This window comes from Micromonospora sp. NPDC005291, from assembly GCF_040607415.1.
Lineage (GTDB): Bacteria > Actinomycetota > Actinomycetes > Mycobacteriales > Micromonosporaceae > Micromonospora.
This window is the reverse complement of the sequence record NZ_JBEXGR010000005.1, coordinates 80,455-95,640: the sequence shown is the minus strand read 5'-3', so window position 1 is coordinate 95,640 and position 15,186 is coordinate 80,455. Positions and strand designations below refer to the sequence as shown.

Annotated in this window: 15 protein-coding genes; 7 read left to right on the top strand and 8 right to left on the bottom strand. The window is 72.1% G+C overall.

Translation table 11 applies throughout. The features are described from left to right. The first annotated feature begins 47 nt into the window (after positions 1–47). Together ABZT18_RS09165 and ABZT18_RS09160 are read left to right on the top strand one after the other, a co-directional pair. Positions 48–368, top strand: a complete 321-nt coding sequence (locus ABZT18_RS09165) for a helix-turn-helix transcriptional regulator (protein WP_354994063.1) — start codon at positions 48–50, stop codon at positions 366–368. A gap of 22 nt (positions 369–390) precedes the next feature. Beyond that, positions 391–1,485 carry a hypothetical protein gene (locus ABZT18_RS09160; RefSeq protein ID WP_354994000.1) on the top strand — a complete coding sequence of 365 codons (1,095 nt, stop codon included), beginning with the start codon at positions 391–393 and terminating at the stop codon, positions 1,483–1,485. A 30-nt stretch (positions 1,486–1,515) separates the two neighbouring features. Here the strand turns inward: ABZT18_RS09160 and ABZT18_RS09155 are convergent, their stop codons facing one another. Next, positions 1,516–2,622, bottom strand: coding sequence for a ricin-type beta-trefoil lectin domain protein (locus ABZT18_RS09155; RefSeq protein WP_354994001.1), 1,107 nt, complete (start codon positions 2,620–2,622; stop codon positions 1,516–1,518). Positions 2,623–2,911: 289 nt separating this feature from the next. Between ABZT18_RS09155 and ABZT18_RS09150 the strand changes: the two genes are divergently transcribed. Next, positions 2,912–3,184, top strand: coding sequence for a hypothetical protein (locus ABZT18_RS09150; RefSeq protein ID WP_354994002.1), 273 nt, complete (start codon positions 2,912–2,914; stop codon positions 3,182–3,184). 37 nt (positions 3,185–3,221) lie between these two features. On the opposite strand, the gene ABZT18_RS09145 is transcribed toward ABZT18_RS09150, so the two are convergent. Beyond that, on the bottom strand, positions 3,222–3,806 hold the full coding sequence (locus ABZT18_RS09145; protein ID WP_354994003.1) for a hypothetical protein: 585 nt from the start codon (positions 3,804–3,806) through the stop codon (positions 3,222–3,224). A 194-nt stretch (positions 3,807–4,000) separates the two neighbouring features. Next, the gene (locus ABZT18_RS09140) at positions 4,001–5,269 is read right to left on the bottom strand and encodes an Nramp family divalent metal transporter (RefSeq protein ID WP_354994004.1); all 1,269 of its coding nucleotides are present in this window, start codon (positions 5,267–5,269) and stop codon (positions 4,001–4,003) included. A 219-nt stretch (positions 5,270–5,488) separates the two neighbouring features. Here ABZT18_RS09140 and ABZT18_RS09135 point away from each other — a divergent pair, with 219 nt between their 5' ends. The 4 genes from ABZT18_RS09135 (at position 5,489) to ABZT18_RS09120 (ending at position 9,874) form a co-directional block, all read left to right on the top strand. Further along, the gene (locus ABZT18_RS09135; protein ID WP_354994005.1) at positions 5,489–5,896 is read left to right on the top strand and encodes a GntR family transcriptional regulator; all 408 of its coding nucleotides are present in this window, start codon (positions 5,489–5,491) and stop codon (positions 5,894–5,896) included. Between the two features lie 79 nt (positions 5,897–5,975). After that, on the top strand, positions 5,976–6,866 hold the full coding sequence (locus tag ABZT18_RS09130) for an ABC transporter ATP-binding protein (RefSeq protein WP_355250890.1): 891 nt from the start codon (positions 5,976–5,978) through the stop codon (positions 6,864–6,866). Further along, positions 6,863–7,852, top strand: coding sequence for a transporter (locus ABZT18_RS09125; protein WP_354994007.1), 990 nt, complete (start codon positions 6,863–6,865; stop codon positions 7,850–7,852). Before ABZT18_RS09130 ends, ABZT18_RS09125 begins: the two co-directional genes overlap by 4 nt. A gap of 411 nt (positions 7,853–8,263) precedes the next feature. Continuing rightward, positions 8,264–9,874 carry a hypothetical protein gene (locus ABZT18_RS09120; protein ID WP_354994008.1) on the top strand — a complete coding sequence of 537 codons (1,611 nt, stop codon included), beginning with the start codon at positions 8,264–8,266 and terminating at the stop codon, positions 9,872–9,874. Here the strand turns inward: ABZT18_RS09120 and ABZT18_RS09115 are convergent. The 5 genes from ABZT18_RS09115 to ABZT18_RS09095 all read right to left on the bottom strand — a co-directional run bounded on the left by ABZT18_RS09115 (position 9,757) and on the right by ABZT18_RS09095 (position 15,173). Continuing rightward, positions 9,757–10,620 (bottom strand): hypothetical protein, encoded by an 864-nt coding sequence (locus ABZT18_RS09115; protein WP_354994009.1) that lies wholly within the window; start codon positions 10,618–10,620, stop codon positions 9,757–9,759. The two genes, ABZT18_RS09120 and ABZT18_RS09115, sit on opposite strands and share 118 nt — an antisense overlap. A gap of 79 nt (positions 10,621–10,699) precedes the next feature. Then, on the bottom strand, positions 10,700–11,518 hold the full coding sequence (locus tag ABZT18_RS09110; protein WP_354994064.1) for an ABC transporter permease: 819 nt from the start codon (positions 11,516–11,518) through the stop codon (positions 10,700–10,702). 11 nt (positions 11,519–11,529) lie between these two features. Next, a complete protein-coding gene (locus tag ABZT18_RS09105; protein WP_355250887.1) occupies positions 11,530–12,540 on the bottom strand; it encodes an ATP-binding cassette domain-containing protein in 1,011 nt (336 codons plus the stop codon). A gap of 154 nt (positions 12,541–12,694) precedes the next feature. Then, the gene (locus ABZT18_RS09100) at positions 12,695–13,900 is read right to left on the bottom strand and encodes an ROK family transcriptional regulator (RefSeq protein ID WP_355251013.1); all 1,206 of its coding nucleotides are present in this window, start codon (positions 13,898–13,900) and stop codon (positions 12,695–12,697) included. Positions 13,901–14,069: 169 nt separating this feature from the next. Continuing rightward, positions 14,070–15,173: a sugar-binding protein gene (locus ABZT18_RS09095; protein WP_355250884.1), complete on the bottom strand. Its 1,104-nt coding sequence runs from the start codon at positions 15,171–15,173 to the stop codon at positions 14,070–14,072. Positions 15,174–15,186: the final 13 nt, after the last annotated feature.

Here is a 15,186-nt window from a genome sequence, read left to right as displayed (position 1 = left end):
CCTTGCCCATGCATCGATGATCTATCTATAGTGCCGGCATGGCAGGAATGCGCGAGCCAACGTTCCTCATCCTCACCGCGCTCGCCAACGGTCCACGGCACGGTTACGGGATCGTCCGCGAGGTCTCCGAACTGTCAGCCGGGCGGGTCACTCTGCTGGCCGGCACCCTCTACGCCGCACTGGACCGGCTGGCCGCCGAGGGGCTGATCGCGCACGACCACGACGAGACCGTCGACGGTCGGCTACGCCGCTACTACCGGCTCACCAGCGGCGGCATCACCGCACTCGACACGGAGACGGCCCGGCTCCGCCAGCTCACCACCGCCGCCGAGGCGCGGCTGCGTCACCTGCGTTCTCGCCCCGCCTGACCTCGGATCCGAAGGAATGGCCATGCCGTCGACCGACCCCTTCCTGGCCCGCCGGTACCGACGGCTACTGCGCTGCTATCCCCGCGACTGGCGGCGAGCCCGCGCGGCGGAGGTGATCACGCTGCTGCTCGACACGGCGCCGGCCGGCCGCACCCGGCCCACCGCCCGGGAGACCGCCGACCTGGTCCGGGGCGGGCTGCGGTGCCGGCTCGGCCGCCCCGCCAGTCGCACCGTCGTCACGTGGGCCGCGTTGGCGGCGGTCATCTGCGGCCTCTTCGCCGGCGCTCTGGCCAGCCGGGCCGCCTGGGAGACCTCCCGACCGCAACCCGACCGGGCCGAGGCCGGCGCCATCCTCACCGAGGTCTTCCCCGGGCACGACCTCGGCGACATCGACACTCCGCCCGCCCTCTTCGTGGTCTACGGGCAGCCGCTGCGCCTGGGCAACGTCAAGACGGTGCTCCTCGGCGACGGCGGCGAATACCAGGAGAGCGCCACCGGTGCCTACGCCCTCGGCGCACCACCGGTGCCCGCCGAGCAGATCGTCGCGGTGGCCCGGGAGCGCCTGACCGGTGCCGGCTGGCGGGTGTACGACCCGGAGGTGACCGGCGGCACGAGCTGCGGGGACAAGCTGTGCGCCACCCCGCTGGCGATCACCGAGACCACCCTCGTCGCCCGACACGGCGACACCATCCTGACCGCCTCGATCTCCTCGCAGACGGCGATCGACGCCTCCTACCTGGCGGTCGAGCTGCATCGCGCGCCGCCACCCGCGGTGGTCCCCGCCGCGGTGCTCGGCGCGCTGCTGGGCGCGGTGGCCGGTTGGCTGGTCTTCGGCTGGGCCAGCCGACGCACCGAGGGGCGCCGGGTGAGTGGCACGGCGAGCGTCCTGTTCGGTGTGACCATGGTGCTGTGGTGGCTGCCCGTGCTGCTGGCCGCGCCACAACTGATGGAGCACCACCTCGGCGAGCCGCACCCGGCGTGGCACCCACTGTGGGAGTGGCTCGGCCAGCCGGCGGCCTCGCTGTTCTTCCTGGTCGGAACGGTGTGCGCGCTGCTGGCGCTGGGGCTGACCGCTGGGCCCCGCCGGGAGCGGTCCCCGGTGGCGCTGGTCGACTGACCCACACCACCGGGGACCGGCCCTCGACCGCTACCGCACGGACCAGCGCTGGGCGGCGCCGCCGTTGCAGGTCGAGAGCTGCACCTTGGTGCCGTTGGCGGTGCCGGCGGACGTCGGGTCCACGCACTTGCCGACCGAGGCGAGCACGATGGCCCCGTCCGCGCGGAAGGTGAAGCGCTGGGCGGCGCCGCCGTTGCAGGTCCAGATCTGCACCTTGGTGCCGTCGGCGCTCGCCCCGCCGTTCACGTCCAGGCAGCGGTCACCGTAGACCCGCAGCTCCCCGGCGGCGGTGCGGGTCCAGCGCTGGTTGGCGCCGCCGTGACAGTCCCAGATGATGGTCTGGGCACCAGCGGTGGTGCTGGCGCCGAAGACGTCCAGGCAGCGCCCGGAGTTCGGGTTGGCCAGGCCGACCGGGGTGCCGACCGGAGGGCCCGGCGGAATCAGGCTGTCGGGCACCGACCGCAGCGCGTCGTACCAGCGTGCGGCCATCTTGTCGTACCCGCCGGCGTTGGGGTGGACGCCGTCGGCGAGGTCGCCGGTGCCGAGCGCGGCGTGCATGTCGACCAGGTGCACCCGGCTCCCCTTCTGCGCCACGATGCCGGGGATCGCCGCGTTGTACGCCTGCACCCGCGCCTCCCGGGTCGCGTCGGATATCGGGGTGATGGTGGCGACGAAGACCTCGACCCCCGGCACCGTCGACCTGATCTTGTCGATCAGGCCGGAGAGCCGGGCCGGCGCGTTGGCCAGGTCGTAGTTCTGGCTAACGTCGTTGGTGCCGATGTGCAGCAGCACCGTACGCGGGGTGGTGGCCTGCAACCAGCCGACGATGTTGGCGTCGAGCTGGTCGATGCGCCAGCCCGAGTGGCCCTGGTGGTCGTGGTCGCCGAGGCTGGCCGGCCCGTTGAACTGGGAGCCGACGAAGTCGACGGTGTAGCCGCCGCCGGCCAGCCGCTGCCACAGGTTGATCCGGTACCCGCCGGGCACGTTGTACCCGTCGGTGATCGAGTCACCGAGCGGCATCACCCGTACCCCGCCGTTGGACTCCGCCTGTGCGGGTGCGACCTGGGCCAGCGCCAGCACGGCGCCGAGGACGAGCCCGAAGCCGCCGGCGGCGGCCCGTCGTGCGTTCCATCGCATGCTTGATCCCTCTCCTCGCCGGTCGTCCAGGGACTTCGGTGGTGGTGCCGTGCGCCGAAGACGGCCCTCACAGCTGGACGCGTGCATCGATGTTCAGCTATGGCTTGGGTGGTCGGGGCCGGCCTGGTGCGGGCGGGAGCCGAATGCCGCGCTGGTTGCGCCGAACGGCCGGCCCGGCGCCGCGGGCGGTACGGAGGCGACCGGACCGTGGCGGTCAGGCGTGAGTGGGACGATGACGGGTAGGCAGCGGCCCGGCGGTATGTCGACAACAGCCGGGTAGGAGGCCGCGATGAGCACGTACCGGGACGAGCAGAGTGATCCGCTTCCCCCTCCGGAGGCGGACGCCCTGGAGCAACGGCAGGAAGCGGTCGACCTGGGGCCGCCGGACCGAATGTCGGGTGACGTGGACCCGGAGGCGTCCGAGGCCGATCTGGCCGAGCAGGGATCCCTGCCGGCGGGCACGCTCGAGGATGCGACGTCGCTCCCGGCCGAGGCCGACGCAGCCGACGTCCTCGAACAGCGCCAGGAGATCCCCACCCGCGACGAGGGCCGGCGGACGTGACCGTGCCGGCCACCGGCTGAGCCACGTCCGATGGCGATCAGTCCAGTTGCCGCAGCCGGCGGTTCCACCACCCCGGGCGGCGGCTGGCCACCTCGCGCAGCCGCCAGTGCTCCGCGTGCTGCGTGACGATGAACAACGGCACCAGGCCGAGCGCCAGCAGCGGCAGGTAGCGCGGCGCCGACCGGTTCTCCCGCAGCGACGCGGCCAACGCGGCCGCACCCCACACGTACAGGATCGGGTTGTAGAACCGCATCAGCTCCGGCCCCAGCCCCTCGCACTCGCGCAGCCACGGCAGGCCCAGCCGGGTGCGTCGGCGCGGCCAGCCACGCAGGTGGGCGAACACGGCGGCCAACCCGACGCCGTTGCAGACGGCGAACACCGCGTCGCCGGACGCCGGAGTTGTGCCGGCCGCCCGCCACAACGTCCCGGTGCCGAGGGCCCACACCCCGGCGGCGGGCACCGGGCCCAGGATGGAGGCCGCCGGCATGCCGACGCCGGCGCCCAGCTCGAAGAACACGTGCGCCGCCAGGCCCGCCGTGGCGAGCCTGGTCAGCGGCCGGCGGCCCACCGGATCCGGTCGCACCTGGCTTCCGGCCGTCCACCCGATCCGGTACGACCCCACGGCAGGATCCTTCCGCAGTACGGCACCTCGGCTCATCGCCGGCCGTGCCCCGACCAGCCCGAACGCGGTACCCGCTCCGACCCGGCCTACACGCTCGGCACCCGCCCGAGGGCTCAGCCGGCTCAGCCCGTTAGGCCGGCTCAGCCGGCTCAGCCCGTTAGGCCGGCTCAGCCGGCTCAGCCCGCCAGGCCGGCTCAGCCGGCGATGACCTGCCAGAGCAGGAAGACGTTGAGCGCGACGACGAGGACGGCCACCAGGGACGCGGCGGCGGTGGTGAGCGGATGGTTGACCAGGTTGCCCATCAGGTCGCGACGGCGGGTGAAGGCGACCACCGGGATCAGCGCGAAGGGGATACCGAAGCTGAGGATGACCTGCGACAGCACGAGTGCCCGGGTCGGGTCGAGGCCGATGGCGAGCACGGCCAGCGCGGGTACCAGGGTGACCAGCCGACGCAGCAGCAGCGGAACCCGGCGGCGCAGGAAGCCCTGCATGATGACCTCGCCGGCGTAGGTGCCGACGCTGGTGGAGGCGAGCCCGGAGACCAGCAGGGCGATGGCGAAGCCGAACGCGGCGGCGGTGCCGATGGTCTGGCCGAGCCCGGCGTGCACCCCCTCCAGGCTGTCCGCGCCACCCGGGCCGCCGCCCCGGAAACTGGCCGCGGCGATGAGCAGCATGGCGAGGTTGACCGCGCCGGCCGCGCTCAGGGCGAGCAGCACGTCGGTGCGCTGGCCACGGAACAGGATCCGACGCTCGGTGTCGTCGGCGGCGGGGATGCGGTCGCGGGTCAGGGCGGAGTGCACGTAGATGACGTGCGGCATGACGGTCGCGCCGAGGATGCCGGCGGCCAGCAGCACGCTGTCCGTGCCCTGGAGGCGGGGCACCAGACCGGCCATGGCGGAGCCGGGATCGGAGCCGGCGGCGAGCAGGTTCGCGGCGAAGGCCAGGACGATGACGCCGAGCAGTACGGCGATGGCGATCTCGAAGGCGCGGTACCCGCGTGAGCGCAGGGCGAGCACGGCGAACGCGGCCGTGCCGATGATGATCCCGCCGGGCAGCAGAGGGATGCCGAAGAGCAGGTACAGGGCGACCGCGCCACCGATCACCTCGGCCAGGTCGGTGGCCATGGCGACCAATTCGGCCTGCACCCACATCAGCCGGTTCACCGGCCGGGGCAGGCGCTCCCGGCACAGCTCGGGCAGGCTGCGCCCGGTGGCCAGACCCAGCTTCGCGGTGAGTGTCTGCACCAGCATCGCCATCAGGTTGGCCACCACCACGACCCAGACCAGCAGGTAGCCGTAGCGGGCGCCGGCGGCGGAGTTGGTGGCGAAGTTGCCGGGGTCGACGTACGCGACGGCGGCCACGAACGCCGGGCCGAGCAGGATCAGCCGCCCGCGTACCCGGCCCCGGGCACGAGCGGCCTGCAACGGCGTCGCCGTCGACACCGTGAGCTCGTTGGTGACCATCGAACACCTCCCCGTCGGGCATGGATCGCGTGCCCGTTCCCTTCCCGGCCCGCTGACCCGTCGGTGCCAACGGGTGGCCTTCCGGTGCCAACACCGCCGACCGGCCCGGGGCCTCACCCGTTCGGGCGATTCGCCGCGCCGCCCTTGACAGCAATCGGGCACCCGGTGAAGCTGTCTATTAGTCCTACTGTCGTAGGACAACAGGAAGGATCGTCTCGAGTGATCGAGTTTGTGCTGGACAGCCGGTCGAAGGTGAACACCTACATGCAGCTCGTGCAGCAGGTGAAACAGGCACTGCGGGTTGGCCTGCTGGTGCCGGGCGACCAGTTGCCGAAGGTCCGGGACGTCGCGCAGTCGCTGGCGATCAACCCGAACACGGTGCTGAAGGCGTACCGGGAGCTGGAGATCGAGGGTCTGGTCGGCGGCCGACCCGGGGTGGGCACGTTCGTTCGGCGCACCCTGGCCGGCGCGTCCCTGCCCAACCAGGCCGAGCTGCGCGACGACCTGGTCGCCTGGCTGCACCGGGCGCAGGCCGCCGGCCTCACGGCCGAGGACGTCATCGCCCTGGTGGAGACCACGCTGCGAGCCACCCTGACCGACGAAGCGCCACAGAAGGAGCCCGCGTGAGTGGGCGAACCATCAGGCACAGCAGCGAGCGCTCGCACCGCCGGCAAGCGGTGGCATGAGCGGAATGAGAGGACAGAGGATGGACATGGTCTTGGAGGCCGACCGGCTGGGCAAGCGATACGGCAGCGCCTGGGCGTTGCGGGACTGTTCGCTGCACCTGCCCGCCGGCCGGATCGCCGCGCTGGTCGGGCCGAACGGTGCGGGCAAGAGCACCCTGCTGCACCTGGCCGTCGGCCTGCTCAAACCCGACGCGGGTGAGGTCCGGGTGTTCGGCAGGTCGCCGCACGGCGACACGGAGGGCCTGGCCGACATCGGGTTCGTCGCACAGGACACCCCGCTGTACCGAGACTTCACGGCAGCCAAGCTGGTCACCGCCGGCAGCAAGCTCAACCGGCGGTGGGACGGCGCGCTGGCCCGTACCCGCCTGGCCCAGCTCGGCATACCGCCGGACCGGCCGGTCGGCAAGCTCTCCGGCGGGCAACGGGCCCAGGTGGCGCTCGCCCTCGCGCTGGCCAAGCGGCCCCGGCTGCTGCTGCTCGACGAGCCGGTCGCCAGCCTCGACCCGCTCGCCCGGCGCGAGTTCCTCCAGTCGCTGATGGGCAGCGTCGCGGACGCGGGCACCACCGTGCTGCTCTCCTCGCACCTGCTGGCCGACCTGGAACGGGTCTGCGACTACCTGATCGTGCTCAACGCCGCCCAGGTGCAGCTCTCCGGCGCGGTCGACGACCTGGTGTCCGGGCACCGGCAGCTGGTCGGCCCACGGCACGACGGCGGCCCGATCGGGGGCGTCGCCGCCGTCGTCCGGGCCAGCCACACCGACCGGCAGTCCACGCTGCTGGTCCAGACCGACGGCCCGGTCACCGATCCGGCCTGGACGGTCCGCGAGGTGAGCCTGGAGGACATCGTCCTGGCCTACCTCGCCGACGGCACCACGCAGACCAGTCACAGCGAGTGGGGGGTGCCAGCATGATCTGGTTGACCTGGCGGCAACACCGCAAGCAGGCGTTCTTCACCCTGCTGGGCTTCGCGGCGCTGGCCGCCCTGATGGTGCCGATCGGCCTGTCCATGCGGCACAGCTTCGCCGACCTCGGGCTGGTGGACTGCGCACGCCAGCTCGCCGGCACGAACGTGGCCGACGCGACCCGGGAGACCTGTGAGGCGGGCTTCCGCCGCTTCACCAACCGGTACGGCAGCCTGAACCTGGTGGCCGTACTGCTGCTCACCCTGCCGGTGCTGGTCGGCCTGTTCTGGGGCGCCCCGCTGGTCGCCCGCGAGGTGGAGCAGGGCACGCACCGGTTCGTCTGGACCCAGGGCGTCGGCCGTGCCCGCTGGGCGCTGGTGAAGTTCGGCCTGGTCGGCGCGGCGACGGTGCTCGCGGCGGTCTGCTACGGGCTCGGCATGTCGTGGTGGGTCGAGCCACTGACCCAGGCCGCGTACGAGGGCCGGCTCGGCCTGATCGTCTTCGACCTACAGGGCATCGCCCCGATCGGCTACACCCTCTTCGCCGTGGCGCTCGGCATCTTCGCCGGCACCGTCTGGAAGCGGATGCTGCCCGCCATGGGCATCACCCTGGCCGGGTTCATCGGCGTACGGGCGGCGGTGGCGATCCTGGCCCGACCGCACTTCCAGCCCGCCCGCACCCAGACCTTCCCGATCGAGAGGGACGGAACCCCGGAGATCAGCCGGGGGGACTGGATCCTCGCCCAGGGCGTCCGGAACCCCGACGGGACGATGATCGCGGAGGACACCCGGATCCAGTGCCCGCCCGGTGGAAAGGGGCCGGACGGTCGGGCCTGCGGGGCCGAGCTGGGCCTCGAACCGGGCGCGTACAACTGGCAGCTGTACCAGCCGGCGGACCGGTTCTGGCTGTTCCAGGGCATCGAAACGGGCATCTTCGTCGCCCTTGCGCTGCTACTGCTCTACCTGGCCGTGCGCCGGGTCCGCCGGATCGCGTAGCTCGGCAACGGGTGATCGCCCGGGCCACGGGGCCTGGCGATCACCCGTCAGCGCAGGCCCTCGACGGTCAGCGAGAACCAGGACGCGAGGTCGCGCAGCTCGGAGCCGGTGCGCCTGCTCCAACGGGACGACGGGCGTGCCGGCCGGATAGACCCGCGGTCAGCAGGTCGGTCGGCCGGGAAGCGGCCAGTAGTTGGGCCCGGACGGCGATGCGTCGTGCCTGCACGCGATCGATCTGGTGCACCTCCACGCCGCCGAGCCTAACGGCGACCACCGACATGGCGTCGACCAGCGGAGTCGGATTCCAGCCGGTCACCAAGGCGACTGAACGCGTCTGTCCGATCACGATCAGTGCTCCCATGTGGACCGCGGGGCCCGCGTCCGGCGGGCCGCAGCGATGGGAGCGCACGCGTGAAGTCCAGAATCCTTCGTCGGGTCGCCGCGTCGACCGTGGCGCTCGCCTGCACCGTGCTGGGCGCGGTGGCGCTGCCGGCAGCACCGGCGGCAGCCAGTCCGATCCGCAACGCGACCGCCTGGTCGGTGCTGCTGTGCAAGTTCAGTGACAAACCAGCCGAGCCTCAACCGCCGTCGCACTTCGCCAACTTCCTCACCGCGGCCGGCATCGGCACCGGCGGGGTGGCGGACTACCTGGCCGACCAGTCCGGCGGGCGGGTGTCGTTGGCCGGCTCGGTGGTCCGAGGCTGGTACACCATGCCGTACACCCTGGCGCAGTTCCAGTCGACCGACCGGTGGACCCGGATCCAGCGGTGCGTGGACACCGCGGCGTCCGCCGGCTACGCGGTGCCCGCCGGCAACCGGATCGCGGTCATGCTCAACGACTGGGTCGACTCGGGCGCGGCCGGCGGCCGGGTGCTGCTCGACCCGGGCGCCTGGAACGTCGGCTTCGCCGCGCACGAGATGCTGCACGGCTACAACCTGGGCCACTCGTTCTCCAACGACACCACGTACCAGAACGCGCCATGGTCCCAGCCGGGCGAGTACGACGACCCGTGGGACGAGATGAGCGCGATGCACATCCATGCCTTCGGCACCGCGAACTACGGCACCAGCGCGGTCGGGCTCAACGGGCCGCACCGTGACGAGCTGGGCTGGCTGCCGAAGGACCGGGTCTTCACCATGGCCGCCGACGGGGTCGGGTCGCGCACCCTCACCCTGGCGCCGCTGGAGGTGCCCGCCGCGAGCGGCCCGCAACTGGTCCGGATCCCGTTCGACCCGGCCGACCTGTTCCGCTACTACACCGTCGAATTTCGTCGCAAGACCGGCTGGAGCGCCGGCATCCCTGCTGACACCGTGCTGCTGCACGAGGTCCGCGACGGCACCCCGACCCTGCTGCGCAGCGGCCCCGGCGGCGGTCCCGCGCAGTCGCTCAACGCCAATGGCGTGCAGATCGGCGTGAACTGGGTGGCCGGCAACGCCGCCTCGGTGACCGTGACCACCGACGTGGTCAACCGCTGCCTTCAGGGGTACGTCTGGCGCGAGGCCCGCGCCGGCGACCTGGTCTGCGTCACCGGTGCCACCCGAAGCCAGGTGTGGGCGGACAACGCCGCGGCGGCGAGCCGCTGGGTGAACGGCCCGTACGGCCCGCACACCTGCGTCACCGGCTACGTGTGGCGCGAGGCGTACGCCGGGGACGACGTCTGCGTCACCGGCACCCAGCGCAGCCAGGCCGCCGCCGACAACGCCGCCGCGGCGTCCCGGCGCAATCCCGCCCGGCTGGTGTTCGGCCCGAGCAGCTGCGTCAGCGGGTACGTCTGGCGCGACGCCGACCAGTCCGACTACGTCTGCGTCACCGGCACGACGCGATCCCAGGTGCTCGCGGACAATGCCGCCGCGGCGAGCCGCTGGGTCAACGGCCCGTACGGCCCGCACACCTGCGTCGCCGGCTACGTGTGGCGCGAGGCGTTCCTCGGCGACGACGTCTGTGTCACCGGGGCGCAGCGCAGCCAGGCCGCCGCCGACAACGCCGCCGGACCGGGCCGGGTGCTGCGCCCGGCCGGCTGATCCATGGCGCCCCGGTGGCCGGCCGCCGGGTCGGCGAGGCTGCGCAGCCGGACCACAGCGCTGGGTGCGGTGGTGCCGAAATCCCCCCGCATCTCCACTCGCAGCGCCACCCGCAGACCCGTGTCCACCCCGGCGGAGACCTGCCTGGCCCAGCCGCGCAGTTCCTCGGCCGGCTGGGGCGCCGCGGCGGTCAATCGGGGATCCCCGGTGAGCCAGGGCGCGGCCGGGGTGCGCGGCAGCGTGTCGGCCACCGCGTCGAGGAAGGCGCGGACCAGGTCCTCCGGGTCGGGGAGGACCAGCCGTCGCGCCGTCGGGTCGAGCGGCACCGCGCGCGCCGACGGGGGCATCGCGGCGGCCAGCGCCCGGATACGTCGCACGTCGTCGATGTCGAACGGGCCGGCCCGCCAGGAGTCGTACCCCTGCGGGGACACTCCGGGCAGGATCCGCCCTCGGGCGGCGAGGTGGAGCCCGGTGACCGCGACCGCCGACCAGAACGCGGCGGCCGGGTCGAGCTGATGGCCGTCGCGTAATGCCACCAGCCGGCGGACCGCGTCGCCCATCGGGCTGGACCGGACCGGAACGGTGCACAGCTCCGGCTGGCCGCCGCGCGGGAGGACCAGCCCCAGCTCGCCGCCCTCGCCGAACCCGTCGAACTCCTCGGGCAGCGCGTCGCCGGCCGGATGGTGGACGTGGACCGTACCGGTCCGGGGCGGGTCGCCCGGGGTGAAGACGACCACGAACGACACTCTGCCTCCTGATCGATCGTCGGTGGGCGGCCGCCCACCGACCCGACAATCGTGATGTACGACGTTCGAAAGCTCCGGTTCAACCACTCAGTCGGCGGTAGCGGGCCACCGAGAGCGGCAGGAAGACGGCGACCAGGACGACTGGCCACACGATGGCCAGCCACGGGTACTGCTGGACCACCCAGGAGTCACCGCCCCAGCCCGCGTTGCCGAAGAGCTCACGTGTCGCGCCGACGGTCACCGACAGGGGATTCCACTCGGCCACCACGCCCAGCCAGGCGGGCATGGTGGACGGCGCGACGAACGCGTTGGACAGGAAGCCGAGCGGAAACTCCAGGATCTGGACCCCCGCTACCGCCTGCTGACCCCGCATCACCAGGCCCAGGAAGATGCCGACCCAGACCAGGGCGAACCGCAGCAGCAGGATCAGCCCCACCGCGGCCAGCGTGCCGCCGGCACCGCCGTGCGCCCGCCACCCGAGCGCCAGACCGGCCAACAGCATCACCACGAGGGTGACCAACGCGAACAGCATGTCGGCCGCCGCCCGGCCCAGGAGCGGGGCCAGCGGCGAGACGGGCATCGACCGGAAGCGGTCGGTCACCCCGCGGTCCAGGTCGGCCGAGACGGCGATGGTGGTGAGGCTGATGCCGAACACCATGGTCATCACGAACATGCCGGGCAGCAGGAACTCCCGGTAGCTCCCACCACCTGGCACCTCCATGGCGCCGCCGAAGAGGTAGACGAACATCAGCACGATCAGGATGTCGAAACCGAGTGAGCCGATCAGTGGCCCGGGATCGCGGCGCCAGTGGGCGAGGCCCCGGCGGGTCAGCGTGATGCTGTCGGCCAGCAGGGTGGGGCGGCCGGGCTGCGGGGCCGGCGATCCGGTGCCGGGCAGGGTCAGAATGGTCACGCCGAAACCTCCTCGCTGGCGGTCGTTCCGACCGCCACTGCCCCGCTGTCCTCGGCGGGCTGCGGTCGATGCCCGGTGAGCTGCAGGAACACCTCATCCAGGGTGGGGCGGCGCAGCGCGACGTCCGCCACCTGCACGCCTGCCTCGTCGAGCACCCGGAGCACGGCGGTGAGCGTGGCGGCCCGGTCCCCGATCCGGGCACTGAGCAGACGCCGGTCGTGGTCGACCTTCGGCTCGACCCCGACCACCTGCCGCAGCCGCAGCAGGGCGGTGGCGAGATCGGCGCGGTCGCGGAGGACCAGGTCGAGGCGGTCGCCGCCGAGGCGGCCCTTGAGGTCGTCCGGGGTGCCCTCGGCGATCACCCGGCCGGCGTCCACCACGGAGACCCGATCGGCCAACTGGTCGGCCTCGTCCAGGTACTGGGTGGTGAGCAGGACGGTGGTGCCGGCGCGTACCAACTCCCGGACCGACTCCCAGACCTCGTTGCGACCGCGCGGGTCGAGGCCGGTGGTGGGTTCGTCGAGGAAGAGCACCGACGGGGTGAGGATCATCCCGGCGGCGAGGTCCAGCCGCCGGCGCATGCCACCCGAGTACGCCTTCACCGGCTGGTCGCCGGCGTCGGCGAGGCCGAACCGTTCCAGCAACTCGGTGGCGCGACGCCGGGCCGCCTTCGGGCTCAGGTGAAACAGCCGGCCGAAGATGACGAGGTTCTGGTGGCCGCTGAGCATCTCGTCCAGCGCGGCCTGCTGCCCCACCAGCCCGATGCGGTAGCGCACCTGCTCGGGCTGACGCGCCACGTCGAACCCGGCCACCTCGGCCCGACCTTCGTCGAAGCGCAGCAGGGTGGAGAGGATCCGTACGGCAGTGGTCTTGCCGGCTCCGTTCGGGCCGAGCAGGCCGTACACCGTGCCGGCCTGAACCCGCAGGTCGAAGCCGTCCAGCGCGCATCTGTCCCCATACCGCTTGCGCAGGCCCTGCGCGATTATCGCGTCCTCGCCGATCGTCACGTCGCTCCCCCTCGATGCCACCGTCGCCCTGTCGTACGACGTACGGTAGCACTTACGGCAGCGAATGGCATGGGGCATCGCGGTCCGTTGGTGACGGTCAGGTGTTCGAGGTGATCGCTGAGCCCGACCACGCTTGGCGCATCGGCCCGGAGGGCTACGCGGGGTTGGTGGTCCTCAGCTGACCGGCGACGCCGACGTTCAGCGGGTCGGCCAGGAGTTTGTCGAAGGCCAACTCGGCGGCGCCGATCAGGACGGCGTCCGGTCCGAGCGCCGCCGCCTCCAGGCGCAGGTGCTCACGGGAGACCGCCAGCGGCATGGCGTCGAGTCGCTCGCGGACCACGTCCGCTCCGGCCGTGAAGATGTCGCCCAGCGAACCGCCGAACACCACGGCGTCCGGGTTGACCACGTTGACCAGATTGGCCACGCCGAAGCCCAGCCAGTCGGCTACCCGCTCGACCGCCTCTCGCGCAGTCCGGTCGCCGTCCGCCGCCGCGCGCAGCACCTCGGCCACCGCTGCACGGTCGTGGGGATCCCGGCCGGCGTGCCGCAGCAACGCGGTCTCACTGATCTCGGTCTCCCAGCAGCCGCGTGAGCCACACCCGCAGGGCAGCCCGTTCGGGTTGACCACCATGTGCCCGACCTTGCCGCTGTGGCCCCGGTGCCCGATCACCAGTCGACCACCCATGATGATGCCGGCGCTGATGCCCAGGCCGCCGTGCAGGTAGATGAGGTCATCGACGCCCGCCGCGACGCCGCGGACGTGCTCGGCCAGGCCGGCGATGTCGGCCAGATCTCCGGCCACGAAACCCGGGCCGGCGGAGAGTTCGGCATCGAGCGCGGCACCGAGAGTTCCGTCGATGCCGACGATCCGGATCCTGTCGTCCGCGTCCCGGGTGGTGTCGGTGACCGCGACCGCTCCGCCGACGAGCAGCGCATCGGCGGCCACGCAGCGTTCCATGTCGCGGACGAGGTCGGCGAGCGGCCCGACGGCGTCGACCGTCGACATGCCGCTGGGGCGGGCGACCTCGCGCAGGTCGAGGATGCGCCCGCCGAGGCCGACCCGGGCCGCACGCAGTCGGTCCGCGTCGATGCTCAGCGCCTGTGCGTAGACCCGATCGGAGCGAGGGCTGACCACGAGCGAGGGGCGGCCGGCACGACGGGCGGTGGTCGGCGCCTCCTCGGTCACCAGGCCGCTGGCGGCCAGATCAGCCGCGAGGGCGCCGATGGTGCTGCGATTGAGGCCGAGTCGGGTGGTCAGCTCGGCCCGGGACGTCGGCCCGTGCAGGTGGACGTAGCGCAGCACAGCGCCGAGGTTCTGCCGCCGGACCTCCTCCTGGCTGGCACTGGGAGCCGCCGGCAGCCGGGATTCGGTGTTACGGCCGACGCCGGCTGGCCTGGACCGGACGGGTATCGCCACGGTCAGACCTCCTTCCGGGTCGGTACCGGGTGGTGCGGTGGCGCAAGGACGACGATGGGTCCCGGAAGAGGAGATCCGGGACCCATCGGCGTTGCTGCCTACCGTGTGGTGATTACTTGGTGAGCGGCGCGAGCTTCGGGTCGTTGGCGTACGCCTCAGCCGCGTTCGCCTTGGTGACGGCGACCGGCGGGAGCAGGAACGTGTCGACGACCTTGCTGCCGTTGTTGTAGGACTTGGTGTCGTTCACCTGCGGGGCGTTACCGGCCTGGAGAGCCTTGACCATGTTGATGGTCTCCTTCACCAGGTTGCGGGTGTCCTTGTTGATCGTCATGTACTGCTCGCCAGCGACGATCGACTTGACCGACTCGACCTCGGAGTCCTGACCGGTGACGACCGGGGTCGGCTTGCCAGCACCCTTGATCGAGGTCAGGATCGCGCGGGCCAGCGTGTCGTTCGGGGAGAGGACGCCGTCCAGCTCCTTGCTGCCGTAGGTCGAGGTCAGCAGCTGGTCCATGCGGGCCTGCGCACCCTCGGCCTTCCAGCCCTGGATGGCGGTCTGCTTGACGTCGGTCTGCTTGGAGGCGACGACCACGTTGCCCTTGTCGATCTCCGGCTTGAGCACGCTCATCGCGCCGTTGAAGAACACACCGGCGTTGTTGTCGTCCGGCGAGCCGGAGAACAGCTCGATGTTGTACGGGCCGTTCGGCTTCTTGGCCTTCATGCCGTCGAGCAGGGCCTGACCCTGGAGCTCGCCGACCTTGAAGTTGTCGAACGCGACGTAGTAGTCGAGGTCCGGCGTGTTGGTGATGAGCCGGTCGTACGCGATGACCTTCACGCCGGCCGCGTGGGCCGCCGCGACCTGGGTCGACAGCTGCGCGGCGTCGGTCGCGCCGATGACGATGACCTTGGCGCCCTTGGTGGTCATGGCCGTGATCTGAGCCTGCTGGTCGGCGACCGTGGTCGACGCGCCGGCGTACTGCACGTCAGCCTGGAAACCGGCCTCCTTGAGACCGTTGCTGAACAGGTCACCGGCGAGGACCCAGTTCTCCGAGGTCTTGGCCGGGAGGGCCACACCGATCAGCGAGTTCGCCGCGAAGCCCTTGGTGTCACCGCTGGAGCTGCCGGAATCGTCGTCGCGGCCGGAGCCGCAGCCGGCGAGGGCCAGCATGGCGGCGGCACCGATGGCCACCACCGAGGTGCCGAAAGATTTACGCATGTGAGGACTTGCC